Annotated in this window: 25 protein-coding genes, 2 tRNA genes, 1 pseudogene and 1 riboswitch; of the genes and pseudogenes, 9 read left to right on the forward strand and 19 right to left on the reverse strand. The window is 67.8% G+C overall.

Translation table 11 applies throughout. The features are described 5' to 3' along the window. The first annotated feature begins 17 nt into the window (after positions 1 to 17). Complete coding sequence (locus ABV606_RS01340; protein ID WP_353988062.1) at positions 18 to 1,778, forward strand: FAD-binding dehydrogenase; 1,761 nt, start codon at positions 18 to 20, stop codon at positions 1,776 to 1,778. On the opposite strand, the gene ABV606_RS01345 is transcribed toward ABV606_RS01340, so the two are convergent. After that, positions 1,717 to 2,397 (reverse strand): hypothetical protein, encoded by a 681-nt coding sequence (locus ABV606_RS01345; RefSeq protein ID WP_281487557.1) that lies wholly within the window; start codon positions 2,395 to 2,397, stop codon positions 1,717 to 1,719. The genes ABV606_RS01340 and ABV606_RS01345 overlap by 62 nt on opposite strands. Positions 2,398 to 2,416: 19 nt before the next feature. On the opposite strand from ABV606_RS01345, the gene ABV606_RS01350 reads away from it, so the two are divergent. Continuing rightward, positions 2,417 to 3,313 (forward strand): acyl-CoA thioesterase, encoded by an 897-nt coding sequence (locus ABV606_RS01350; protein ID WP_281487556.1) that lies wholly within the window; start codon positions 2,417 to 2,419, stop codon positions 3,311 to 3,313. Between the two features lie 64 nt (positions 3,314 to 3,377). Here the strand turns inward: ABV606_RS01350 and ABV606_RS01355 are convergent, their stop codons facing one another. The 6 genes from ABV606_RS01355 to msrA form a co-directional block, all read right to left on the reverse strand. After that, positions 3,378 to 3,875 (reverse strand): acyl-CoA thioesterase, encoded by a 498-nt coding sequence (locus tag ABV606_RS01355; protein WP_353988063.1) that lies wholly within the window; start codon positions 3,873 to 3,875, stop codon positions 3,378 to 3,380. Continuing rightward, positions 3,868 to 5,550, reverse strand: coding sequence for an energy-dependent translational throttle protein EttA (ettA, locus tag ABV606_RS01360; RefSeq protein WP_281487554.1), 1,683 nt, complete (start codon positions 5,548 to 5,550; stop codon positions 3,868 to 3,870). The genes ABV606_RS01355 and ettA overlap by 8 nt, the downstream gene beginning before the upstream one ends. An 87-nt stretch (positions 5,551 to 5,637) precedes the next feature. Further along, positions 5,638 to 6,123, reverse strand: a complete 486-nt coding sequence (locus ABV606_RS01365) for a DUF6993 domain-containing protein (protein WP_353988064.1) — start codon at positions 6,121 to 6,123, stop codon at positions 5,638 to 5,640. A 70-nt stretch (positions 6,124 to 6,193) separates the two neighbouring features. Further along, positions 6,194 to 6,670 carry a single-stranded DNA-binding protein gene (locus tag ABV606_RS01370; RefSeq protein WP_353988065.1) on the reverse strand — a complete coding sequence of 159 codons (477 nt, stop codon included), beginning with the start codon at positions 6,668 to 6,670 and terminating at the stop codon, positions 6,194 to 6,196. Between the two features lie 184 nt (positions 6,671 to 6,854). Next, the gene (locus ABV606_RS01375; protein WP_281487551.1) at positions 6,855 to 7,064 is read right to left on the reverse strand and encodes a methyltransferase; all 210 of its coding nucleotides are present in this window, start codon (positions 7,062 to 7,064) and stop codon (positions 6,855 to 6,857) included. A 140-nt stretch (positions 7,065 to 7,204) separates the two neighbouring features. Further along, complete coding sequence (gene msrA / locus ABV606_RS01380) at positions 7,205 to 7,732, reverse strand: peptide-methionine (S)-S-oxide reductase MsrA (protein WP_281487550.1); 528 nt, start codon at positions 7,730 to 7,732, stop codon at positions 7,205 to 7,207. A 107-nt stretch (positions 7,733 to 7,839) separates the two neighbouring features. On the opposite strand from msrA, the gene ABV606_RS01385 reads away from it, so the two are divergent. Then, positions 7,840 to 8,739, forward strand: a complete 900-nt coding sequence (locus ABV606_RS01385; protein ID WP_353988066.1) for a hypothetical protein — start codon at positions 7,840 to 7,842, stop codon at positions 8,737 to 8,739. A gap of 63 nt (positions 8,740 to 8,802) precedes the next feature. Here ABV606_RS01385 and ABV606_RS01390 read toward each other — a convergent pair whose 3' ends face one another. Continuing rightward, a complete protein-coding gene (locus ABV606_RS01390) occupies positions 8,803 to 9,306 on the reverse strand; it encodes a gamma carbonic anhydrase family protein (protein ID WP_353988067.1) in 504 nt (167 codons plus the stop codon). 74 nt (positions 9,307 to 9,380) lie between these two features. On the opposite strand from ABV606_RS01390, the gene ABV606_RS01395 reads away from it, so the two are divergent. Then, positions 9,381 to 9,453, forward strand: a tRNA-Arg gene (locus ABV606_RS01395). Between the two features lie 8 nt (positions 9,454 to 9,461). Here ABV606_RS01395 and ABV606_RS01400 read toward each other — a convergent pair. Then, on the reverse strand, positions 9,462 to 9,737 hold the full coding sequence (locus ABV606_RS01400) for an oligoribonuclease (RefSeq protein WP_281487547.1): 276 nt from the start codon (positions 9,735 to 9,737) through the stop codon (positions 9,462 to 9,464). A 101-nt stretch (positions 9,738 to 9,838) separates the two neighbouring features. Here ABV606_RS01400 and orn point away from each other — a divergent pair, with 101 nt between their 5' ends. From orn to ABV606_RS01425, 5 genes are all read left to right on the forward strand, one after another. Then, entirely contained in the window at positions 9,839 to 10,459 is a 621-nt protein-coding gene (gene orn / locus ABV606_RS01405) for an oligoribonuclease (protein WP_281487546.1), read from the forward strand. 40 nt (positions 10,460 to 10,499) lie between these two features. Then, positions 10,500 to 10,575 (forward strand) — tRNA-His (locus tag ABV606_RS01410). A gap of 141 nt (positions 10,576 to 10,716) precedes the next feature. After that, positions 10,717 to 11,001, forward strand: coding sequence for an ATP-dependent Clp protease adapter ClpS (gene clpS, locus ABV606_RS01415; protein ID WP_281487545.1), 285 nt, complete (start codon positions 10,717 to 10,719; stop codon positions 10,999 to 11,001). Further along, a complete protein-coding gene (locus ABV606_RS01420) occupies positions 10,998 to 11,540 on the forward strand; it encodes a DUF2017 family protein (RefSeq protein WP_353988068.1) in 543 nt (180 codons plus the stop codon). Before clpS ends, ABV606_RS01420 begins: the two co-directional genes overlap by 4 nt. Beyond that, positions 11,537 to 11,890, forward strand: a complete 354-nt coding sequence (locus ABV606_RS01425) for a metallopeptidase family protein (protein WP_281487543.1) — start codon at positions 11,537 to 11,539, stop codon at positions 11,888 to 11,890. Before ABV606_RS01420 ends, ABV606_RS01425 begins: the two co-directional genes overlap by 4 nt. Positions 11,891 to 11,959: 69 nt before the next feature. On the opposite strand, the gene ABV606_RS01430 is transcribed toward ABV606_RS01425, so the two are convergent. From ABV606_RS01430 to ABV606_RS01475, 10 genes and pseudogenes are all read right to left on the reverse strand, one after another. Next, on the reverse strand, positions 11,960 to 12,565 hold the full coding sequence (locus tag ABV606_RS01430; RefSeq protein ID WP_353988069.1) for an ATP-binding protein: 606 nt from the start codon (positions 12,563 to 12,565) through the stop codon (positions 11,960 to 11,962). Next, positions 12,555 to 13,361, reverse strand: a complete 807-nt coding sequence (locus tag ABV606_RS01435) for an energy-coupling factor transporter transmembrane component T family protein (protein WP_353988070.1) — start codon at positions 13,359 to 13,361, stop codon at positions 12,555 to 12,557. Before ABV606_RS01435 ends, ABV606_RS01430 begins: the two co-directional genes overlap by 11 nt. Then, positions 13,358 to 14,878: an ABC transporter ATP-binding protein gene (locus ABV606_RS01440; RefSeq protein ID WP_353988071.1), complete on the reverse strand. Its 1,521-nt coding sequence runs from the start codon at positions 14,876 to 14,878 to the stop codon at positions 13,358 to 13,360. The genes ABV606_RS01435 and ABV606_RS01440 overlap by 4 nt, the downstream gene beginning before the upstream one ends. 2 nt (positions 14,879 to 14,880) lie before the next feature. Next, entirely contained in the window at positions 14,881 to 15,489 is a 609-nt protein-coding gene (locus ABV606_RS01445) for an ECF transporter S component (RefSeq protein ID WP_281487539.1), read from the reverse strand. 39 nt (positions 15,490 to 15,528) lie between these two features. After that, positions 15,529 to 15,639: riboswitch (TPP riboswitch) on the reverse strand. A 102-nt stretch (positions 15,640 to 15,741) separates the two neighbouring features. Further along, positions 15,742 to 16,884: a VIT1/CCC1 transporter family protein gene (locus tag ABV606_RS01450; protein ID WP_435415224.1), complete on the reverse strand. Its 1,143-nt coding sequence runs from the start codon at positions 16,882 to 16,884 to the stop codon at positions 15,742 to 15,744. 39 nt (positions 16,885 to 16,923) lie between these two features. Next, positions 16,924 to 17,601: a M23 family metallopeptidase gene (locus ABV606_RS01455; protein WP_353988072.1), complete on the reverse strand. Its 678-nt coding sequence runs from the start codon at positions 17,599 to 17,601 to the stop codon at positions 16,924 to 16,926. 238 nt (positions 17,602 to 17,839) lie between these two features. Next, entirely contained in the window at positions 17,840 to 18,487 is a 648-nt protein-coding gene (locus tag ABV606_RS01460) for a spermidine/putrescine ABC transporter substrate-binding protein (RefSeq protein WP_353988073.1), read from the reverse strand. A 61-nt stretch (positions 18,488 to 18,548) separates the two neighbouring features. Further along, the gene (locus tag ABV606_RS01465) at positions 18,549 to 19,214 is read right to left on the reverse strand and encodes an FUSC family protein (RefSeq protein ID WP_353988074.1); all 666 of its coding nucleotides are present in this window, start codon (positions 19,212 to 19,214) and stop codon (positions 18,549 to 18,551) included. A gap of 45 nt (positions 19,215 to 19,259) precedes the next feature. Further along, positions 19,260 to 20,102, reverse strand: coding sequence for a DUF3097 domain-containing protein (locus tag ABV606_RS01470; RefSeq protein ID WP_353988075.1), 843 nt, complete (start codon positions 20,100 to 20,102; stop codon positions 19,260 to 19,262). Positions 20,103 to 20,145: 43 nt separating this feature from the next. After that, positions 20,146 to 20,822, reverse strand: a pseudogene (locus ABV606_RS01475) (protein-L-isoaspartate(D-aspartate) O-methyltransferase). Between the last annotated feature and the right edge of the window lie 127 nt (positions 20,823 to 20,949).

Genomic DNA, 20,949 nt, shown 5'->3' on the forward strand with positions numbered 1-20,949 from the left:
AGCGAGGGAGGCGCGCGATGGGGCGACACACGGGATCGTCCGAGCAGCCCGATGCGATCGTGATCGGCTCCGGCCTGTCGGGGCTCGTCGCCGCGTGCGAACTGCTCGAACGAGGCAGACAGGTGCTCCTGCTCGACCAGGAGTCGGAGGCGAACTTCGGCGGTCAGGCCTGGTGGTCGTTCGGCGGGCTGTTCCTCGTCGATTCGCCGGAGCAGCGCCGAATGGGCGTGCGTGACAGCCATGCGCTCGCGCACACGGACTGGCACGACACTGCCGGCTTCGACCGCGCAGAGGACTCGTGGGCGCGCGATTGGGCCGAGGCGTATCTTCGATTCGCGGCGAGCGAGAAGCGCGAGTGGTTGCGAGACCACGGCATCCGTTTCTTCCCAGTGGTCGGCTGGGCCGAGCGCGGAGGCCACGGTGCCGCGGGCCCCGGTAATTCTGTACCGCGATTCCACATCGTCTGGGGCACGGGCCCGGGCCTGCTCGAACCGTTCGCTCGCAAGTTCTGGGCGGCTGTTCGGAAGGGTCGCGCCCAAGTGCGCTTCCGGCACCGCGTCGACGGATTGCTCATCACCGATGGTCGGGTCGGCGGCGTGCACGGCACCGTGCTGCGCGACGACGAAGCCCTGCGCGGTCGGGCAACGAACCGAGACCCGGTGGGCGTCTTCGAAGCCCACGCGAGGGCCGTGGTCATCGCCAGCGGCGGTATCGGCGGCAACCACGGAATGGTGCGGGCGCAATGGCCGCCCCGCCTCGGCCGACCGCCGGAGCGCATGCTCACCGGTGTCCCCGCATTCGTGGACGGGCGGATGCTGGGCGCTGCCGCCACGGCAGGCGCGCGGTTGGTGAACGGCGACCGCATGTGGCACTACGTCGAGGGAATCGAGAACTGGCATCCCGAGTGGCCGGGGCACGGCATCCGCATCCTCCCCGGCCCTTCATCGTTGTGGTTCGACGCGACCGGGAAGCGCTTGCCGGCGCCGCTATTCCCGGGCGCCGATACGCTCGGTACGCTCGCGCACCTGCGCGCCACGGGGCACGACCACAGCTGGTTCGTGCTGACGCAGCGGATCATCGAGAAGGAGTTCGCGCTGTCGGGGAGCGAGCAGAACCCCGACCTCACCGGCAAGAGCGTGCTCAGCCTGCTGCGGCAGCGGCTCGGACGCGGCGCGCCCATCCCGGTCGAGCAGTTCAAGCGGCAGGGCGCAGACTTCGTCGCCGCCGACACCCTCGATGATCTCTTGGCGGGCATGCTGCGGCATTCGCCGGAGGCGCCGCTCGACACCGCCAACATCCGCCGGGAAGTGGAGCTGCGCGACGCCCAACTCGAGAACTCGTTCGGAAAGGACCCTCAACTCGCTGCGATCCGGGCTGCGCGCGCATACCGCGGTGACCGACTGGTGCGTGCTGCCCGCCCGCACCGGTTCTCGGACCCGGCGAACGGCCCTCTGATCGCGGTCAAGCTGCACGTGCTCACTCGGAAGAGCCTCGGCGGCATCCAGACCGACTTGTCGGCTCGGGCGCTCCGAGACGACGGCACGCCACTGCCCGGCCTCTACGCGGTCGGCGAGGCGAGCGGATTCGGCGGTGGCGGCATGCACGGGTACCGCGCGTTGGAGGGCACGTTCCTCGGCGGATGCCTCTTCACCGGGCGCACCGCGGGAAGGGCGATCGCCGACGAGCTCGATCTGGCCGAGCAGACTGGGGCGCCGCTCAGCGCACCGTCGGACCGCGCCCCCGGCGCCGAACCAGAACGTGGCCGCGCGTGGTCGTGAGGCGCGTCCACGGCGCGGCCTCGAGCACGCGCACAGGGTCATCGCCGAGGAAGCCCAGACTGTATGCCGCGAACGCGGCGCCGGCGGGGATCTCCGGAGTTTCGGGCATGGGTTTCCCCCACACCTCACTGCGCACACGGTGCACGAGCGATTCGCCGAGCGATCCGGGAACGGCCGAGGCGACTTCGTCGATTCCCGTCTTGGCGCGCTCTTCGAGGGTCTGCGGTGCGAGCGTCGCAAGGCTGTGCCAGCCGCCGCGCGGCGGTGAGATCGCAGCCCACGTGACGCTGTGGACCTCGTGGGGAACACTCACCTCGACTACGGCCTCGGCATCCGCCGAGTCATCACCACGCAGCCATTCCAGCCGCTGGATCAACGACCGCACCGGCACCACGACGTCGAAGTCGGCGTGCTCAGCGAGCGCGAAGGTGCGGAGGCCGAGCACTGTGGGCGTCTCATCGAGCAGCCCCACCGGGTAGAGCACCGCAGCGTAAACGGCGAGCACACGGCCCGAGGCGATGAGCCGGATCGACCCCTCTTCGACGCGGGCGGCTCGACCCGCGAACACGAGGAGGTCGGCCAGCGACTGGCGGTCGACGAGAGAAAACGTGGGGCTCATTCGGCTCTAAACTACCTGAATGGCGCCTGAGCATCGTTCACGGATCGACGGTCTGCTCCGAACCCTCGAATTGACCGACACCGGCGCGCGCACGAGCGCCGACATCTTCACCGGGCCGAGCCACTGGATGCCAAACGGACGCGTCTTCGGTGGGCAGGTGCTTGCGCAGGCGATTCGCGCAGCCTCGTACACGGTCGCCGAGGGCCGCGAGATCCACTCGCTGCACGGATACTTCGTGCGGCCGGGCGACGCTGCGCTGCCGATCACGTTCAGCGTCGACCGCACGCACGACGGGCGCTCGTTCAGCACCCGCCGGGTGCAGGCCTATCAGCACGGGTTGCCGATCCTGTCGACCCTTTGCTCATTCCAAGACGATGACCCGGGGCTCGAGCACCAGGCCGAGATGCCGGCCGACCTTCCCGAGCCGGAGACGCTCCAGAGCGCCCATGAGTTCCTCGGTGCGAGCGACTTCGAGGCCATGCGCCGTCTCGCCTCGGAGTTCCCCTTCGACCTCCGACACGTGCCGAACAGCATCTACTTCACGGTCGACGATGAACAGGTGGCCCACCAGGCGGTCTGGACGCGCGCACTCGGCGAGATGCCCGACGACCAGGCGATCCATCGGGCCGCCCTGGCCTACGCGAGTGATATCGGCATCCTCGAGCCGATCTTCCGTCGCCATGGCATCGCGCTCACGACGCCGGGCGTGAAGACGGCGAGCCTCGATCACGCGATGTGGTGGCATCGCCCGTTCCGCGTCGACGAGTGGCTGCTCTTCGTCACAGAGTCGCCCAGCGCGAGCGGCGGGCGCGGACTCAGCCTCGGGCACTACTTCACGCGCGACGGCGTGCTCGTCGCCACGGTCGCTCAAGAAGGCATGGTGCGACACCCCCGGTTCGCTCCCCCGCGCTCCTGAGCAGCTGCTCGGGGGCGCTCCTAAGGCGCTTCCCTGCAGCAGGGCTCAGGAAACCGAGTCTTCGCTAGGCGCGGCTGAAGGCGACGGGCTCACCGACGTACGGCTCCCAAGCGGCCCGCTCGTAGTCCCGCAGGCGGCGCGGCCGGCCGGTCGGGCCGTGCACGACGACGAGCGTCGAACTGGCTCGCGTCGTGAGACCCGCTGAGCTGAACACTTCGTACGCGATCTCGAAGCTCGCCCCGCCGATGCGCTGCAGCCACAGTTGCACGTCCAGCGGCTCGCGCTGGTAGTCGATGGGCTTCAGGTACTCGACCCGGTGCGACGCGATGAACGTCTGCGAGTCGTCTCCCGGCTGGAACACGGCTGTCGGCAGACGAGGTTCGTCTGCCGCGGCCGGAGCCCAGAATGCGCGCACGCGAGCCTCTTCCAGGATCCGCATGAGCGCCACGTTGTTGACGTGGTTGTACGGGTCGAGGTCGCCCCAGCGCACCTGCACGGGGATGCGCACACGAGCGGATGCCGCAGCATCCGCCCGCGCAGGCACGCCGGCCGGGTCAGTCACGCGTGAGCTTGCGGTACGTCGAGCGGTGGGGCTTCGCCGCATCCGGGCCCAGTCGCTCGATCTTGTTCTGCTCGTAGGCCTCGAAGTTGCCCTCGAACCAGTGCCAGTTCGCCGGGTTCTCCTCGGTGCCCTCGTAGGCGAGGATGTGCGTGGCGATGCGGTCGAGGAACCACCGGTCGTGAGTGATCACGACGGCGCAGCCCGGGAACTCCAGCAGCGCGTTCTCAAGGCTCGACAGCGTCTCGACGTCGAGGTCGTTGGTGGGCTCGTCGAGCAGCAGGAGGTTGCCACCCTGCTTGAGCGTCAGCGCAAGGTTGAGGCGGTTCCGCTCGCCGCCCGAGAGCACACCGGCGCGCTTCTGCTGGTCCGGTCCCTTGAACCCGAACTTCGAAACGTATGCGCGCGAGGGGATCTCGGTCTTGCCGACGGTGATGATGTCGAGGCCATCGGAGACGACCTCCCACAGCGTCTTGTTCGGGTCGATGCCCGCGCGGCTCTGGTCGACGTACGAGATCTTGACCGTTTCGCCGACCTTGAGATCGCCGCCGTCGAGGGGCTCGAGGCCCACGATCGTCTTGAACAGCGTGGTCTTTCCGACACCGTTCGGGCCGATGATGCCCACGATGCCGTTGCGCGGCAGACTGAAGCTCAATCCGTCGATGAGCACGCGCTCACCGAAGCCCTTGTTGAGGTTCTTGGCCTCGATGACCACGTCACCCAGGCGAGGACCGGGCGGGATCACGATGTCTTCGAAGTCGAGCTTTCTCGTGCGCTCGGCCTCGGCCGCCATCTCCTCGTAGCGAGCGAGACGGGCCTTCGACTTCGCCTGGCGTCCCTTCGCGTTCGAGCGCACCCACTCGAGTTCATCAGCGAGGCGCTTGGCGAGCTTGGCGTCCTTCTTGCCCTGCACCTCGAGGCGCTCGGCCTTCTTCTCGAGGTAGGTGGAGTAGTTGCCCTCGTAGGGGTACAGGCGGCCGCGGTCGACCTCGGCGATCCATTCGGCGACGTGGTCGAGGAAGTACCGGTCGTGCGTGATCGCGATCACGGCGCCGGGGTACTTCTGCAGGTGCTGCTCAAGCCAGAGCACGCTCTCGGCGTCGAGGTGGTTCGTGGGCTCGTCGAGGAGGAGCAGGTCGGGCTTCTCGAGCAGCAGTTTGCAGAGCGCGACGCGGCGCTTCTCACCGCCCGACAAGTGAGTGATCTCGGCGTCGCCGGGCGGGCAGCGCAGCGCGTCCATCGCCTGCTCGAGCTGAGAGTCGAGGTCCCAGGCATCCGCCGCGTCGATCTCTTCCTGGAGAGTGCCCATCTCGGCGAGCAAGGCGTCGAAGTCAGCATCGGGTTCGGCCATGGCCGCGGAGATCTCGTTGAAGCGGTCGAGCTTGCCCTTGATCGCGCCGACGCCCTCCTGCACGTTCTCGAGCACGGTCTTCGACTCGTCGAGCTCGGGCTCCTGCATGAGGATGCCGACACTGAAGCCCGGCGTGAGCTTCGCCTCGCCATTGCTCGGCGTGTCGAGGCCTGCCATGATCTTGAGGATCGTGGACTTACCGGCACCGTTCGGGCCGACCATACCGATCTTCGCCCCCGGCAGGAACGCCATGGTCACGTCGTCGAGGATGAGCTTGTCGCCCACCTTCTTGCGGGCGCGGACCATCGAGTAAATGTATTCGGCCATGGCTTCAAGCCTAGCGTCGGCGAGGCACGCTCTCTGTGGGGCCCGTCGGTGTCCGCCTCGGCACCACGAGCGGTATTGCCGCGCGCCTCACCAGTCGATGGCGCGGGTCACGCCGACGAGGCAATTGCCCCCCGCCAGCACGGGCGCGACCGCGCTCGAATAGCCTTGCTCGCTCACCTGCCCGAGCAGGCAACGGTCACCGAGGCGTGCGGCGAACTGCACCGCGTCTGCGCGATGCCCGTCGGGCGTCGTATCGGGGGTCACTTCGAGCGCCTCGACGCCGAGTCCGTGCGCCCGCAGTCCGTCGATCACAACCTGACCGCCGGGGATGGAGTCGTCTCCGATCGATTGCCGGTTCACGTGGTCGAAGAACCTCAGGTTCTCCTCGACGCTCGCGTCCGGCTCGAAGCTGCCTGGAGACGGTGTTTCGTCGTCGGGCGCGGGCTTCGACGCTGTTGCGCTCGGAGCAGGCTGGCCCGCGCCTTCCGGCGCGCACGCCGTGAGCAAGAGCGTGAGGGCCGCGCCGACCAGCGCTGCCCTCGGCGCGACCAGACGACCTCGGCGTGCGTTCACGACTGCGAGTCTAGGCGGCCGTCGGCGAGCCTGACTTGGCGGGCGCTCGGCGGGCGAGCGGAAACAAGCGTCAGAACGGAGTCGGCACCGGCTCGTGTTCGGAAGCCGGAACTGTCGAAGGCCAATCGGAGATCGCGGCGTCAGCATCACCCACTGCTTCTTCTGCAGCAGACGGAGCGGACTCGGAACGCGAGATCGCTCGCGTGAACGTGCTGGTGCCGAATAGCAGGTCGTGACCGACAGCATCCGCGTCGATCTCGACCGCCATGCCGGTCTTCTGCCCGTTCTCCCATTCGCGGATGCGCAACCGCCCCATGACGATCACACGCTCGCCTTTCCGGATCGACTCTTGCGCGTGCCGAGCGAGCTGGCGGTAGGCGCTCACGGTGTACCAATTGGTGTGACCGTCGATCCACTCGCGCTTCTCGCGATCGAAGCGGCGAGCGGTCGAAGCCAGCCTGAAGCTCGTGATCTCCAAGCCCGCTGTCGTGATCGAATGCCTCGGCTCGGTTGCCACGGTGCCGGTGATGCAGAGAGTGTCGTTCATGGTGATGTCCCCTTCGTGGAATGAAGGGACCCCGGCGAGCGTCTCGTGCCGGGTGATGCGCCACCGGGGTCCGTACGAGCAGCATCGGCCCACGGCATGACCCGCGGTCGGACGCTGCACCGAAAGGGGCAGAAGCGCAGCGACACACGTTTGGGGAGGAGAGGACGCCGATCCGCCCCGAAGCTCAGTGCTCGCGGAACTCGGGCCGTGCTGACCCGGGCGGCAGCGCCGCCATGAGCGCATTCTTGGCGGCCTCGAGCGAGTCGTAACGACCGCGCAGCTCGCCATCGCTGAGCAGTTTGAAGGTGAAGGACCCTTCGACCCGATGCACGGCTCCGACGGCCCCGGCAGGGCCGATGGCGACCCAGGTCTGGTCGAACACGCCTTCGTTCATCGTCGAACTCCCTTCGTCGTGCTTCGGAGCGTACGCCGTGCGTGCCGATCTCGTTCAGCAGCAGCGGCGGGGTCGCGCATCAGAAGGCCGGAGACTCCGACCGAAGGACGCCGGACGTGAAACGCCCGCCCGAAGCTCGCTCAGGCTGCCTTGATGTACTTCGCGAACGCGGCACGCACCTTGTTCACCTTCGGCACCGCCACGGCCAGGCAGTAGCCCTGGTCAGGATTCTTCGCGAAGAAGTCCTGGTGGTGCTCCTCCGCTCGGTAGAACTCGCCGAGGGGCTCGATCGTGGTGACGATGCCGCCCTCCCAGTATTCGTTCGCTCGATCGCGGGCGGCTTCGAAGAGCGCTTTCTGGTCTTCGTCTGCGTAGAACATCGAGGAGCGGTACTGGGTGCCGATGTCATTGCCCTGGCGGTTCATCTGGCGCGGGTCGTGAAGCGTGAAGAACACGTCGAGGATGGTCTCCGCGGGGATCACCTGCTCGTCGAAGGTGACCGCGACGACCTCGGCGTGATTCGTGGTGCCCGTGCACACGAGTTCGTAGCTCGGGTCGGCGACGTGGCCCCCCGAATAGCCGGAAACGACATCGGTGACGCCTTCGAGCGTGCGGTACACCGCATCCAGGCACCAGAAACAACCACCGGCGAGCACGAACGTCTGCATGATCACAGCGTACGCGCGCAGGCGGGGCATGAGACTTGAAGAAGCAATCTGGCGTAGCAATGCCTGTCGCCCGGGCAGCGGCGACGCACCGCTGTAGGGTGCGAACCATGCAGTGGTGGAACGACCTCGTTGACTGGATCACATCAGACGAAGGCTGGCGCGTGCTGACCACCGCCGTCTTCCCCTTCCTTGCGATCGTGATCGCCGGCCTCATCGCGGCGTGGATCGGGCGCGCATCGGCCCGGAGGCTGCTGGCGTTCCAGGATCGCGAACTCAAGGCATCCGCGATCGCCACCTTGATCGGGGTGGGACGCAAGGCTGCCACATGGAGCAGCCTCTCGACCGTGGAGCAGCAGCACTACGACACGCTGATCAGCGAGGCGGATGCGCGCATCCGGCTTCTGCCTGTCTCGGGGTCGACCATCGCGGCTGATTGGGCCGCACACCAGATCGCCGAGATGAAGAAGAACTCGGCGATCTTCAGCTTTCAGGCCGAGCAGACGCTGGAGGAGTTCCGAGACCGGCTCATCGAGTGGCAGCACAAGCCGGCGCGCGCTCGCAAGGTCTTGAAGTACGACCTCGAGCAGTGGAAGTTCCAGGCACCGACGCCTGAGCAGGACCTCTCAGTGAAGCAGCAGGAGTGGGCGAAGGCGCACGAGCCCGGCCCGTTGCACACTTCGGGTGCAGGTGCAGGTGCAGGTGCCGGCGCTGCGCACCCCGAGCGACCCGCGGATGCACGGACGGCGGATGCACGGACGGCGGATGCCGCTGACGCCGTGAGCGCACCGAGCACCGGCCGGACGACCGTCATCGCCGCCTCCCCCGTTGAGGCTGCAAGCCCTGCGTCGCCCGCCGCGAGTACACCAGAGTCCGAGCCTGTGGTGGAGTCTCCGGTCTCGGGGCCCATCGCCACTCCTCCCGCCGGGGCCGGTCACGGCGACGGCTACGCACCGCCCGTTACCGCGAGCACGGTGCGTCAGCGCACGAACCCGCCGATCGACGACTGACACGCCGAGGGCTCCCAGCCGGGCAGCATCTCCGCAGCGCGCAGCGACAGTCGGGCAGACCGTTCAGTCGCGGTGCAACTCGGTGATGCCGAGGTAGTTCTCGGCATTGCTACGCAAACGCTCCACCTCATCGTCGCTGAGCTGGCGGCGCACCTTCGCCGGCACACCGGCGACGAGCGAGCGGGGCGGTACGACGGTGCCCTCGAGCACCACCGAGCCTGCGGCGACGAGACTCTGTTCGCCGACGACCGCTCCGTTCAGCACTGTCGCGCTGATGCCGATGAGCGCTCCGTCGCCGATCGTGCACCCGTGCAGCATCGCCTTGTGGCCCACCGACACGAACGAACCCACGGTGACGGGCTTGCCGGGGTCGCAGTGCACGACCACGCCGTCTTGCAGGTTGCTCGCCTCGCCGATCTCGATGCGATCGCGATCGCCCCGCAACACGGCCCCGTACCAGATGCTCGCCTTGGGCCCGAGGTGCACATCGCCGAGCACCGCCGCAGTCGGCGCGATCCACGCGGTCTCGTGGATCACAGGACTACGACCGTTGATGCTCCGCTGCATGGTTCCCGATGCTAGTCGGCTCTGAGCAGGCGCTGCAGAGCAGCGGCAGTAGGCGTAGTAGCCTCTTGAAGTTGGCCCCCATAGCTCAATGGATAGAGCAACGGCCTTCTAATCCGTAGGTTGCAGGTTCGAGTCCTGCTGGGGGCGCGATCGAATCAGTGCTCGTTGCGCTCGTCGGGGTCTTCGATGGCGTCGCTGTCGGCGGCGTCCCACACATAGGTCACCTGGAGCTGATCGCCGAGTCGCCGTGCGGACTGGAATTGATAGGCGAGCATCGTGTCAGTGCCATCCACGAGCGTCATGACGTTGATCTCGTCATCCCAGCCGTCCTCGGTGGCGATCCGCCGATCGGTCTGGCCGTCGTACGCCCCGCCACGGTAGAACACGACGTACTCTTCACCGCGGGCGATGGTGGGAAGGTTCTCGCTCATGCCCCATTCTTACCAGACCAGGATGCTCGCGGCACCGGCGGCGGCACAGTGTTCCCGCCCCTCCGGCAGGCGAGGACGGAGGCCGTCGATACACTGAGCGGATGGCAAACGGATCTGATCGGCTCGTCTGGATCGACTGCGAGATGACGGGACTCGACGTCGAGATCGACGAGTTGCTCGAGGTCGCGGTCGTCGTCACCGACTCGCAGCTCGAGCCCCTGCACCCCGGATTCTCCGTGGTCATCAAACCCGATCCGTCCGCGCTCGAGCAGATGGGCGACTTCGTCCGCGATATGCACCGCACCAGCGGTCTGCTCGACGAGCTCCCCCGCGGTGTATCGCTTGCAGAGGCTGAATACCAGGTGCTCGAGTACATCCTCAAGTACGTACCGAACGAGCAGCACGCTCCGCTCGCCGGCAACACGATCGGCACCGACCGCACCTTCCTCGCCCGGTACATGCCCCGGGTCGACGGGCACCTGCACTACCGCAGCGTCGACGTCTCGTCGATCAAGGAGCTGTGCCGGCGCTGGTTCCCGCGGATCTACTTCAACGCCCCCATCAAGAGCGGCGGACATCGTGCGCTCGCCGACATCCTCGAATCCATCCGGGAACTCGACTACTACCGTCGTGCGGGCTTCGTGGCTGAACCCGGGCCCACCTCCGAGGAACTGCAGCAGACCTCGGCGGCCATCGTGGACAAGTGGGCCGCGCGGATGTAATAGACTCTTCGTCGGTGCCGATCTTCGAATCGGCCCCATGGTGGGCGTAGCTCAGTTGGTAGAGCGCTGGCTTGTGGTGCCGGATGTCGCGGGTTCGAGTCCCGTCGCTCACCCCACACGAGGCTCGACCTCCGGCCAAGGCTCCACCCTTGGCCGGGGCTCGAGCCTCGTTCTTGTCTGCCTGAGAGTGTTCCCGAGATCGTGGGCGCAGCAGCATCCGCTTAGCGTTCGAAGGCCGAACCTGCAAGGCTGGAGCAATGCTCCACACCCTCGACGATCCTCAGCTTGACGAGCAGCTCCTGCTCGACCAGCCGTGGTCGACCGTGGTCTGGAACGACCCGGTCAACCTCATGTCGTACGTCGCATTCGTCTTCCGCAGCTACTTCGGCTTCGACGCCCCTGAGGCGGAGAAGCTCATGCTGCAGGTGCACAACGAGGGCCGGGCGACCGTCGCGACAGGTCCGCGCGAGGCCATGGAGGTGCACGTGCAGGCGATGCACGGCTACGGACTGTGGGCGACTGTCGAGAAGGTTCCGCAATGATGCTCTGGCATTGGGACGGGCACGCATTCGCGGCGGAGTTCAGTGATATCGAGCGAGCGATCCTGGCAGAGCTCGCCGGCCAGCTCGCCCGGCTCGTCGAAGATCGCGACCGCCGTGATCCCGCGGTGGCGCGGCTGCTGCCGGATGCCTATCGCGACGACGAGGGGTCGGCATCCGAATTCCGTCGACTCACGCAGGGCGAGCTCGCAGAGAACAAGATCGCAGCTGCCCGTGGGCTCGCGGTCCGCATGCAGGACGAACGCGTGCGGCTGGACGAGACCGAGGCCTGGAACTGGCTGCGGGCACTGACCGACCTGCGCCTCGTGCTCGCTTCACGGCTGGGTCTCGATGAGGGCGGAGGCCCTCAGACGACATCGAACGGATCGGCGCCGGCGAGACCCGTCGAGGCGACCATGGGTGCCGCAGAATACGACGCCGGTGCGGACGGCGATGAGGAGCGGCAGTTCTTGCGCAACGCGTTCGAATGGCTGGCCTACGTGCAGGAGTCGCTGATCGCTGCCATGGATCGTCGCGGATGAGCCTGGAGCTCGACGAGGAGTCCTTCGAACGGCTCGTCATCGAGGAGCTGGATGCCCTGCCCGACGACATGGTCGACGGCCTCGAGAACGTCGTGTTCGTTGTGGAGGACCGCCCGGAGGACGGATCGCTCGACTTGCTCGCGGTCTATGAAGGGGTAGCCCTCACTGAACGCGGGCAGTACGGCTTCGGTGAGCTCCCTGACCGCATCGTGCTCTACCGAGAGGCGCTGCTCGAGCTCTGCGACGATCTCGAGACGCTGCGGCAGGAGATCCACGTCACGCTCGTGCACGAGATCGCGCACTACTACGGCATCGACGATGAGGAACTGCACCGGCTCGGCTGGGCCTGAACCTCCAGCCGGACCAGATCGTCCGCGGGCTGGACGCGGGTGCTTTCAGCCCTTGAGGAACGAGAGCCGCTAAGCGAGCGCCGCAGCGAGCGTTGAGCCCATGTGCGCGCCCACTTCGGCCGAGTTCTCGCCGTGGATCACGATGTCGACGAGCGTGTGCGGCTGCTCGCGCGCGATGAACCGCTCTTCCTGCGCTGCCCACATGTCCCAGTGAGGTGCGAACCAGTCGCCGTCGCGATCGATGGCGCGCTTGTGGCGACCAGCATCCGGGTAGGTCACCCACGCAGCGAAGTGCGCCTTCGGACGACTCAGCCGCGAGACGGCGCCTGCGCCCTCGATGACGATCGGGAGGTCAGGGTCGAGCATGCGCCATTCGTCCGCCAGCGCGAGCGTCTCCCAGTCCCAGGGCAGCCAGCGCGGGGTGGAGCTGAGCAGTTCTTCCGCAACCTGCACGCTCCCCTCATCAAGCCCGCCCCAACCCGGGTAGACGTAGTCGAGGGAGACGAGCTGTGCGCCGGGGAGCGACGCGACGAGGGCGCGTGCGAACTCGGTTTTGCCTGAGCCCGCGCGGCCATCGACGAGCATCCGCAACGGTTCGCGGATGCTCAGCAGACGATCGAGCTGCTGCTCGATCTCGCGCTGATAGACGGAGGCCTCGGCCGGTTCAACTAGCAATGAAATTCCATGTCCCTGCGAGCAGTGATGATGCAATGCTCAGGATACCGACCAAGAATCCGAGAAGCATGACCGTGACCTCGCGTGACCCGAGCTTCGAGGGGCGCGCCCAGGAGCGCTCCTTGGAGCTTCCGAACGCTCTCGCCTCCATCGCCGTGGCCAGCCGACTCCCCCGGCGGATCGCGATGACGAGCAGTGAGAAGGCCTGACCGGCCAGCCGTCTCAGGCGTCCCGTATCTCCCACGCCGCGGGCGCGGCGAGCGAGTTCGAGCGAGCGCCAGTCCTCGACGAGCAGACCGACGAGGCGCAGACCCGCGAGCGCGCCGAGCACGAATCTGGCCGGCAGGCGCACGATCTGCGCCAGCCCGTCAGCGAGCCGTGTGGTGTCGACGCCGATGAAGAGCACGACGGAGGGCAGCGCGATCGCGAGCACCCTCAGCATGGTTGCAACGCCGAGGGAGATCGATCCATCGCTCACTCGCGCGAACAAGAACTCGAACCACACGCGACCAGAGGTCTCGCCGTACAGCACGATCGTGAGCCCGGTGAGCGGAGCAGCGAGCCATACGGGCCAGGTACGGCGCCAGAACTGTGCGGGTCGGATGCCGAGAAAGGGCAACAGCGCCAGTTCGAGCGCCAGCGCGGTCGCGGCCGACACCCAGTCGATCGTGAGCACGAGGCACAGCGCGATGGCGAACGCCGCCCCGAGGCGCGCAATGGGATTCACACTCGTCCACCACGAGCTCTGCGCTGACGACTCGGCGTCGTGGCGTGCGATCACGTGAGGGGCGGTCATGGCCGTGCTCGCGATCCGTCGTCGATCGCGGCACCTGCTGTCGCGAGGGACCCCTCGTTCCTGTCGAGGTGCAGCACGTCGTCGGCGAGCGCCGCGACGAAGCGCTCGTCGTGCGTGATGGCGACCACCGCGGTGCCGGCGTCCAGGAGTTCGCGCAAGAGACTGACGAGTTCCCTCCACGTCGCGGCGTCCTGCCCGAACGTCGGCTCGTCGAGCACCAGCACCTGTGGTCGGGTCGCCAGCATGGTGGCGACGCTCAGCCTGCGCTTCTCCCCGCCAGAGAGCGAGAAGGGGTTCGCTTCGGCAAGGTGCTCGAGTCGAAGGCGCTTGAGGAGTTCGGTGACCCTCGCATCGGCCTCTGACTTCGGCATCCGCAACGCCTTCAGACCGACCTCGAGCTCGGCGCGCACGGTCGTCGCGAGGAACTGGTGCTCCGGGTCTTGGAAGACCACACCGACCCGAGTGAGGAGCTCTCGACTGCGCCAACGGTGCGGTTGCGCGCTCGCTCCCTGGCGCAGCCCTTCGCTCGCCTGCACCAGGCCGTCTTCGGGTGGCAGCAGGCCGGCGAGGGTCAACCCGGTCGTCGACTTGCCACTGCCATTCGGCCCTGTGATCGCGAGGCACCGGCCTGCTCGCACCTCGGCATGGATTCCGCCGCGAACCGCTACCCCAGGCGTTCGCGAGACCGTCAGGTCATCCGCCGCGAGCAGTGGTGGGTGATCGCCAAGCGCGCGCGGCGCGTTGCCCGGGCCCATCGGTCGCGCGGCGCCCTGTGAACCGTTCAGGCCACTGGAAGCAGGCGTCCAGATGCCGAGCTCACACAGCTGGTCGGCGTGATCGGTGAACACCGTGGCGGCGGGGGCGTCGATCGCCACGCCGCCGCCCGCGATCACGATCACACGGTCGACCAGATCGTGCCAGAGCTCCACCCGGTGTTCGACTACCACGAGCGTGACAGGGTGCTGCGCCACAACCTCGCCAACGGCCCGTCGCACCTCTTGCACGCCCTCCGGGTCGAGGTTGGCGGTCGGTTCGTCAAGCAGCAGCAGCGCGGGACGCATCGCGAGCACCCCAGCGAGCGCGAGGCGCTGCTGCTGCCCACCGGACAGCGCGGATGTCGGGCGGTCGAGCGGCACGTCGAGGCCCACCTCGTCGAGCGCCGCCCGCACTCGCGGCCAGATCTCCTGCCGTGGAACTGCCAGGTTCTCGAGGCCGAAGGCGACATCGTCGCCCACTCGCGAGAGGATCACCTGACTCTCGGGGTCCTGCAGCACCAGTCCGCGAGTACCGCCTTCGACCTCGAGCGAGCCGCCGGCGTCGCCTTCGTCGTCGCCGAGCAGCCCGGCGAGCGCCTGCAAGAGGGTCGACTTGCCAGAGCCCGAGGCGCCGAGCAGCAGAACACGCTCTCCCGGCTCGATGACCAGGTCGATCGAGCTCAGTGCCGGGGCTCTGCGCGTCGCGTGCCGCCAGCCGAAACCGCGCAGCACGACACGCGCGCCCCGAGGGGTGGCCGTCATGATCAGACCGCCGCCTTCACCTCTCGGCCGGCGGCGAACCGATCCAGCACCCCTGTGCGTGCCAGCGCCTTCGCCAGCAGCCAGGCGAGCAGTCCTGCCAGCAGCACGCCACCCACGATGGAAGCGATGGTGTACACGGTGCTGAAGGTCGCGCCCGCTCCCGCGTACCAGAGCACGAGGTCGGTGATGGCCATGGTCAGACCCGATGCGGCACCGGCGAGCAGTGCCGGGATCAGCCTGAAGTTCGCGTAGGCGAAGATCGCGAAGACCAGTTCGGCGCCGAGCCCCTGGGTGAGCCCCGAGACCAGCGTCAGCCAGCCCCACTGGTTGCCGACGACCGCCGAGACGACCGCCGCGAGCAGTTCGCCATAGAGAGCGGCGCCCGGCTTGCGGATGATGATCGCCGTGAGCACGCCGGCGATCAACCACATGCCATGCGAGAGGCCTTGCAGTCCTGGCAGCAGCGCTTTGAGCGGATCGCCGATGACGTTGTCCGCGACGTTCCAGACGACGAACAGCACGCCGCAGGCGACGCCGATGACGCTGGCCACGACGATGTCGACGACCCGCCAGCGGAGCGAGCGGGTAGGACGGATTGATTGCGTGGTCACGATTCGTGCCCTTTCCTCAGAGGTTTCGGAATGGCACGGGAAGATTGAGAAGTCACTCCCTGCGCTGGCATTACCCAGATCAGGTTCGACGGTCGAAGCTTGGAGAAGCTTCCTCTCAGCCCGGCTCACCGGACTCCCGTGTTCAGCAGCGATTCTACTACTGGATGCCGGCGCTCTTTGAAGCAGTCGCTGCTTGAGGGCCGCTCCGCCGCCGTCGGCTGCTACGGAGTTCCGCGAACCCCGTCGGAGCAATCAAGCGAGGACCGCACCGAAGGCGAGCCCGAGCACGTAGGTGACGGCCGCAGCGCCGAATCCGATCGCGAGCTGGCGCAACGCCCGCGCAAGCGGCGAAGCGCCGGAGAGCACGCCGACGATCGCCCCGGTGATGAGCAAGGCGACACCGACGAGGGCCGCTGCGATGATCACCGCTGAGAAGCCGGAGAGGCCGAACAGATAGGGCAGCACCGGGATGATGGCCCCCGAGGCGAAGAACAAGAAGCTCGACACCGCGGCCGCCATGCCGGATCCGACGGCGTCGTGACCGGCGACGACGAGCGGCACCGGTCCGGTGGCGCCGGTGGTGTGGCTGGCGATCACCTGCCGCGCGCGCAGCTCGGCGTCCTCGGGCGTCATGCCCCGTGCCCGGTACACGAGGGTGAGTTCGTTGGCATCGACGTCGAGCCTCGGCACGACGCCCTCAGCGTCGTCATGCGGTTCGCTGGAGCGGAGAAGCTCTCGCTGAGAGCTGACCGAGACGTACTCCCCCGCACCCATCGACAGGGCGCCGGCGAGAAGACCCGCGATGCCGGTGAAGAGCACCGTCTGCGGCGACACACCCGTGGCACCGATACCCAGCACGAGGGCGAGATTGCTGACGAGGCCGTCGTTCGCGCCGAACACGGCAGCCCGGAAATTGCCGGCGAGCCTTGTGCGCCCCTGGGTCGCGAGCGCCCGGACCACTTCCTCATGGATGCGCTCGTCGGCCGCCATCGCCGGGGTCGCTGCATGCTCGGTCGCGTATGGCGAGCGCGATTCAGCGCGTTGCGCGAGTGCGAGCACGAACACTGAGCCGAAGCGCCGCGCAAACCAACCGAGCAGCCGAGTGCGCAGAGCGCCCTTTCGTGCGGGACCGGCGTGCTCGCCGAGCAGGCTCAGCCAGTGGGCCTCGTGGCGCTGCTCCGCCGCTGCGAGCCCGAGCAGGATCTCGCGCTCCTCCCCTGTCCGGCGTTCGGCGAGGTCGCGATACACCGCACCCTCGGCGCGTTCGTCTGCGAGGTATCGCCGCCAACGGCGGATCTCGGCAGCGGTTGGCGTCGCCGGAGGTTGCTCGACATGGGGCGAGGGGGTGGAGTCCTCGCCCGGGCGCGATTCAGGGCTGTGGCTCACAGCATCCATCCAAGCGCATGCGCAGCGAGGATGCGGTCAGGCCACGGGTCAGGCGTTGACCTTGCTGCGCAGGAAGGTGAGCGGGTCGAGACGGCCGTCAGCGGCGTCCCAGAGCTCGAGGTGCAGGTGCGGCCCGGTGCTCTGGCCGGTGCTGCCCACCCGTCCGAGCTGCTGTCCGGCGGTCACCTGCTGCCCCACGGCGACACTCAGCGACCCGAGCTGCATGTGCCCGTACACCGAGGTGTAGCGAGCACCGTCGATGACGTGCTCGATCATGGCGTACACGCCCAGACCGCCGGAGGGGTTGCCCACCTCGGTCACGACGCCGTCCGCCAGCGCTGCGACGGGGGTGCCGGCGCCTGGAGTGAAGTCGACTCCGTCATGGTTCGTGGAGCAGCCGGCGCACGGTGCCGACCGTCCGCCGAAGCCGGAGCTGATCTTGCTGCCGGCGGGCACGGGCCACTTGACGAGAGCGAACTTCGTGACACCGTAGTCATCGCGCTGAGTCGGCGCCGGAACGGAGGCCGCTTCGACCTCCAACTCCTGGACCGCTTCGATCTGCTGCGCAGGCGCCTGCTCAGGTGCCGCTTCCGCGGGCAACGAGCTGTTGAACATGAACGCGCCGACCATCATGGCGGCGGTCACGGCGAGTCGGGTCTGCGAGTTGCGGGCGCTCAGCGACTTGACGAGGTCGAAGGCATTCGGGGCATGGGGGAACAGGGGCACAGCGTTTCTCCGGTCGTGGCACTCGGAGCAGCCGAGCACGAACTGAATGGCGCATGTCATCGCGCGGAAGCGCCGCCCAGGACGGCGACGCGAGCCAGCGCAACATGTCGGAAACGACTGGGCCGGCCCTGCAGCGAAAATCGCTACCGCAATAGTGTGCGGGTTGTTATCTTGGCGTTACCTGAACGTGATAAATGAAAAGTGCTGATCGGATGCCGGAGCGCGTCGCTTCCGCCGGCTACAGCAGTCCGCCGGGCACATCCAGCGAGCGAGTCAGTTCGCTCAGCAGCGCTTCGATCTGCGGTTCCACGACCTCGTGCACCGCCTGCTGGATGCGGGGGCGGAACGTCATCAGCTCCAGGCACACATCCATCCCGACTCGCGTCGCCTCATCGTCGGCGAGCGCCATCTCGTATCGCAGCGAGGTCTTCGCCTCATCGCTCAGCGGCGCTGGATCAGGCAGTCGGTGCTCGGCAGCCGCGTCATCGGCGAGGTCTGCGAGCGTGAAGAGGAACGGCTGACCGGGTTCGGGCTCGGGGTCGAGTTCGAGACCCTGATACTCCGGAGCGAGGCCATCGGCGGGCCGATATGGCCGCGCGCGCTTTCGTGCTTCGGCCTCACGAAGTTCGCGCCAGAGCAGCGGCAGGTTGCGTTCGGTGTACGCGTCGACGGAGTGCTCGACAATCGCGTTGAGCCGCATGATCAGCGCGTGCTGCACGGCATGCGGCACGTCGGGCCCGAATCCGGCAGCCTCAGTGAGCGGCGAGCCGAAGCAACGTCGGCAGACCCTCGCGCGGGATCGATGGGTCGGCGGCTGCCAGCCCGGAAGCCAGCGGAGCCACGCCTCGACGGCGTTGCGCACGCGCGTCTCGATCGAGTGGCCCATATAAGCAACGCTACTCCAGCATCTCGGGATGCCGGGCGGCGCCGCCCCGCGACTTCGGTGCTCAGCCGGCGCTTGGCGGCTCGCGCAACACCACGCGTCGCGCAGCGAAGACGATCACGAAGGCAAGCGCTACTCCGAGCCCCGTCTCCACGAACCGGTCGACGAAGAGCGGATACCAATCGCGACGCTCAGCCAGGTTCGCCGTGCCGAGCGCCAAGGGAGTGATGAAGAGCAGCGCGATGTCATAGCGCCGCGCCACGAACATCTCTGCACCGAACGAGCACAGCGTGAGGATCGCGACCATGAGCCAGATCGGCGGCCCCCAGACGAAGAGCACGGCCGCCACCACCACGCCCGCCGCCGTTCCAACGAAGCGGTGCCACATGCGCGCATAGCCCGTCAGCGCAGCGAGCGTGGGCATCACGGCGGCCACAGCCACCGACGCCCAGTATGGGTGACCGACGCCGAACGCCAGGGCGATGATCCAAGCCCCGACTATCCCGATCACATTGATGCCCGCGAGGTACCAGTAGGTGCGAGTCCTCACCGGCGAGAGCGCCCGCACCGGGCGCCGCTGCAACGGCCAAAGGAACAGCTCGCCCTGGTGCTGCGGCAGCACACGCCGAAGCAGCCAACCGCTCATGCCGAGAAGTATCGAGAACCCGGCTGTCGCCGCTGCAACCGCGACGGCTTCGGGTGCTCCCGCTGCCTCGAGCGATTGGTTCACCGACTGGTCCGCTCCTGCGGGGCACCGCTCAGCAGACGCCTCTGCTCATGCAGAGCCTGGCTCCGTGACGAAGTCGATGAGCTGTTCCACGCGGCCGAGCAGCGCGGGCTCGAGGTCTGCGAAGCTCCGCACTCGGCCGAGGATGGTCTGCCAGGCCCGCGCGATGTCGGCCTGGTCGTCGGCAGCCCAGCCGAGCGAACGGCAGATCCCCCGTTTCCAGTCGGTGCCGCGGGGTATCACGGGCCAGGCCTCGATACCCAGGCGAGAGGGCTTCACTGCCTGCCAGATGTCGATGAAGGGGTGCCCGACCACGAGCACGGCATCGCCGAACGGGCCCGCAGCGACGGCATCCGCGATGCGCTGCTCCTTCGACCCCGGGACCAGATGATCGACGAGCACACCGAGGCGCTTGGCAGGTGACGGGTCGCGCTCAGCGATGAGATCCGGCAGGTCGTCGATGCCCTCGAGGTACTCGACGACGACGCCCTCCACCCGGAGGTCTGCGCCCCAGACCTTCTCGACCAACTCGGCGTCGTGACGCCCCTCCACGAGGATGCGGCTCGATCGGGCGACCCGCGCGCGAGTCTGCTCGACCGCGAAGGAGCCGGAGGCGGTGCGCGCCCGCGCGGTCGGCGCGGCGGTCGGGAGAACGAGCGCGACCGGACGACCATCGATGAGGAAGCTCGAATCGAGGGGAAAGGCGCGTACCGCACCGAAGTAGTCCTCTAGCTCGACGAGCCGTCCTTCGACGCGTGTGACCGCGCCGCAGAAGCCGCTCGCGGCGTCTTCGACGACCAGGCCTTGCTCTGCCGCCACCTCTGGTGGACGAGCGATCGGTCGGGCGCGCGCTGCAGCCAGCACATCGGTTCCGTATGGGTCGAAGTCCATCGATCGAGGGTACCTCCCAGCCGGCATCCGTCCGCCGGGTCGCTCAGGGCGCGGTGCCGTGTCGTCCGATCAGGGGCACGAACACGACCGGCATCAACCGATCGCGCAAGAGCTCTTCGCCCTGGCGGGTGAGCCGGATCAATCGCTGCCCGAAGCGCGGTTCGCCCACGGGAATCACCAGGCGACCGCCCTCGCCGAGTTGCTCGACGAGCGGCTCCGGCACATCGGGTCCCGCAGCGGTGACGAGCACAGCGTCGAATGGCGCGCACTCGGAAGGCCGAGCGTGCCGTCGCCCTCGTGCACATGCACATTGGGCCACGGCTGAAGGGCTCGCGTCGCAGCTCGAGCGAGTTCACTGTGCCGCTCGACGGTGTGCACCTCGGCCGCGAGCTCGCCGAGAACAGCGGCCGCATAGCCGGATCCTGTGCCGATCTCGAGCACACGGTCACCTGCTCGCACCCGTGCCGCCTGGCACATGAGCGCGACGATGTAGGGCTGCGAGATGGTCTGGCCGTTCCCGATCGGAAGCGGGTGATCCTCATAGGCTGCGGCCGCTTGGCGTGGCGTCACGAAACGGTGGCGCGGAACGGATCGCATGGCCGCAAGCACGCGCGGGTCGTCGATGTCCCGCCCGGCGAGCTGCTCGTCGACCATTCGCGCACGCTCGCGCTCGAACTCGGCCATGGCTTCAGTCTGCGGCGGCTGCCAAATGGCCGCCATGCGCTCGACCGCGACGCTATTGCTGACGGAGAGAGGGCGGTTGCGGCGAGCAGGCAGCGGCTGCGGTCAGCAGCGAACGCGGCTGCGGCCGGCAGGGAAGGCGAACGGCGTTGCGCTCGTGCAAATG

Origin of the sequence: Ruicaihuangia caeni (genome assembly GCF_040536845.1) — a bacterium.
GTDB classification, from domain to species: domain Bacteria; phylum Actinomycetota; class Actinomycetes; order Actinomycetales; family Microbacteriaceae; genus Ruicaihuangia; species Ruicaihuangia caeni.

Bases quoted from the DNA above. Each gene is read 5' to 3' on its own strand.
- ABV606_RS01340 (WP_353988062.1), top strand. From the start codon at position 18: ATGGGGCGACACACGGGATCGTCCGAGCAGCCCGATGCGATCGTGATC.
- ABV606_RS01345 (WP_281487557.1), bottom strand. From the start codon at position 2,397: ATGAGCCCCACGTTTTCTCTCGTCGACCGCCAGTCGCTGGCCGACCTC.
- ABV606_RS01350 (WP_281487556.1), top strand. From the start codon at position 2,417: ATGGCGCCTGAGCATCGTTCACGGATCGACGGTCTGCTCCGAACCCTC.
- ettA (WP_281487554.1), bottom strand. From the start codon at position 5,550: ATGGCCGAATACATTTACTCGATGGTCCGCGCCCGCAAGAAGGTGGGC.
- ABV606_RS01370 (WP_353988065.1), bottom strand. From the start codon at position 6,670: ATGAACGACACTCTCTGCATCACCGGCACCGTGGCAACCGAGCCGAGG.
- ABV606_RS01375 (WP_281487551.1), bottom strand. From the start codon at position 7,064: ATGAACGAAGGCGTGTTCGACCAGACCTGGGTCGCCATCGGCCCTGCC.
- msrA (WP_281487550.1), bottom strand. From the start codon at position 7,732: ATGCAGACGTTCGTGCTCGCCGGTGGTTGTTTCTGGTGCCTGGATGCG.
- ABV606_RS01385 (WP_353988066.1), top strand. From the start codon at position 7,840: ATGCAGTGGTGGAACGACCTCGTTGACTGGATCACATCAGACGAAGGC.
- ABV606_RS01390 (WP_353988067.1), bottom strand. From the start codon at position 9,306: ATGCAGCGGAGCATCAACGGTCGTAGTCCTGTGATCCACGAGACCGCG.
- ABV606_RS01400 (WP_281487547.1), bottom strand. From the start codon at position 9,737: ATGAGCGAGAACCTTCCCACCATCGCCCGCGGTGAAGAGTACGTCGTG.
- orn (WP_281487546.1), top strand. From the start codon at position 9,839: ATGGCAAACGGATCTGATCGGCTCGTCTGGATCGACTGCGAGATGACG.
- clpS (WP_281487545.1), top strand. From the start codon at position 10,717: ATGCTCCACACCCTCGACGATCCTCAGCTTGACGAGCAGCTCCTGCTC.
- ABV606_RS01420 (WP_353988068.1), top strand. From the start codon at position 10,998: ATGATGCTCTGGCATTGGGACGGGCACGCATTCGCGGCGGAGTTCAGT.
- ABV606_RS01425 (WP_281487543.1), top strand. From the start codon at position 11,537: ATGAGCCTGGAGCTCGACGAGGAGTCCTTCGAACGGCTCGTCATCGAG.
- ABV606_RS01435 (WP_353988070.1), bottom strand. From the start codon at position 13,361: ATGACCGCCCCTCACGTGATCGCACGCCACGACGCCGAGTCGTCAGCG.
- ABV606_RS01440 (WP_353988071.1), bottom strand. From the start codon at position 14,878: ATGACGGCCACCCCTCGGGGCGCGCGTGTCGTGCTGCGCGGTTTCGGC.
- ABV606_RS01450 (WP_435415224.1), bottom strand. From the start codon at position 16,884: ATGGATGCTGTGAGCCACAGCCCTGAATCGCGCCCGGGCGAGGACTCC.
- ABV606_RS01460 (WP_353988073.1), bottom strand. From the start codon at position 18,487: ATGGGCCACTCGATCGAGACGCGCGTGCGCAACGCCGTCGAGGCGTGG.
- ABV606_RS01470 (WP_353988075.1), bottom strand. From the start codon at position 20,102: ATGGACTTCGACCCATACGGAACCGATGTGCTGGCTGCAGCGCGCGCC.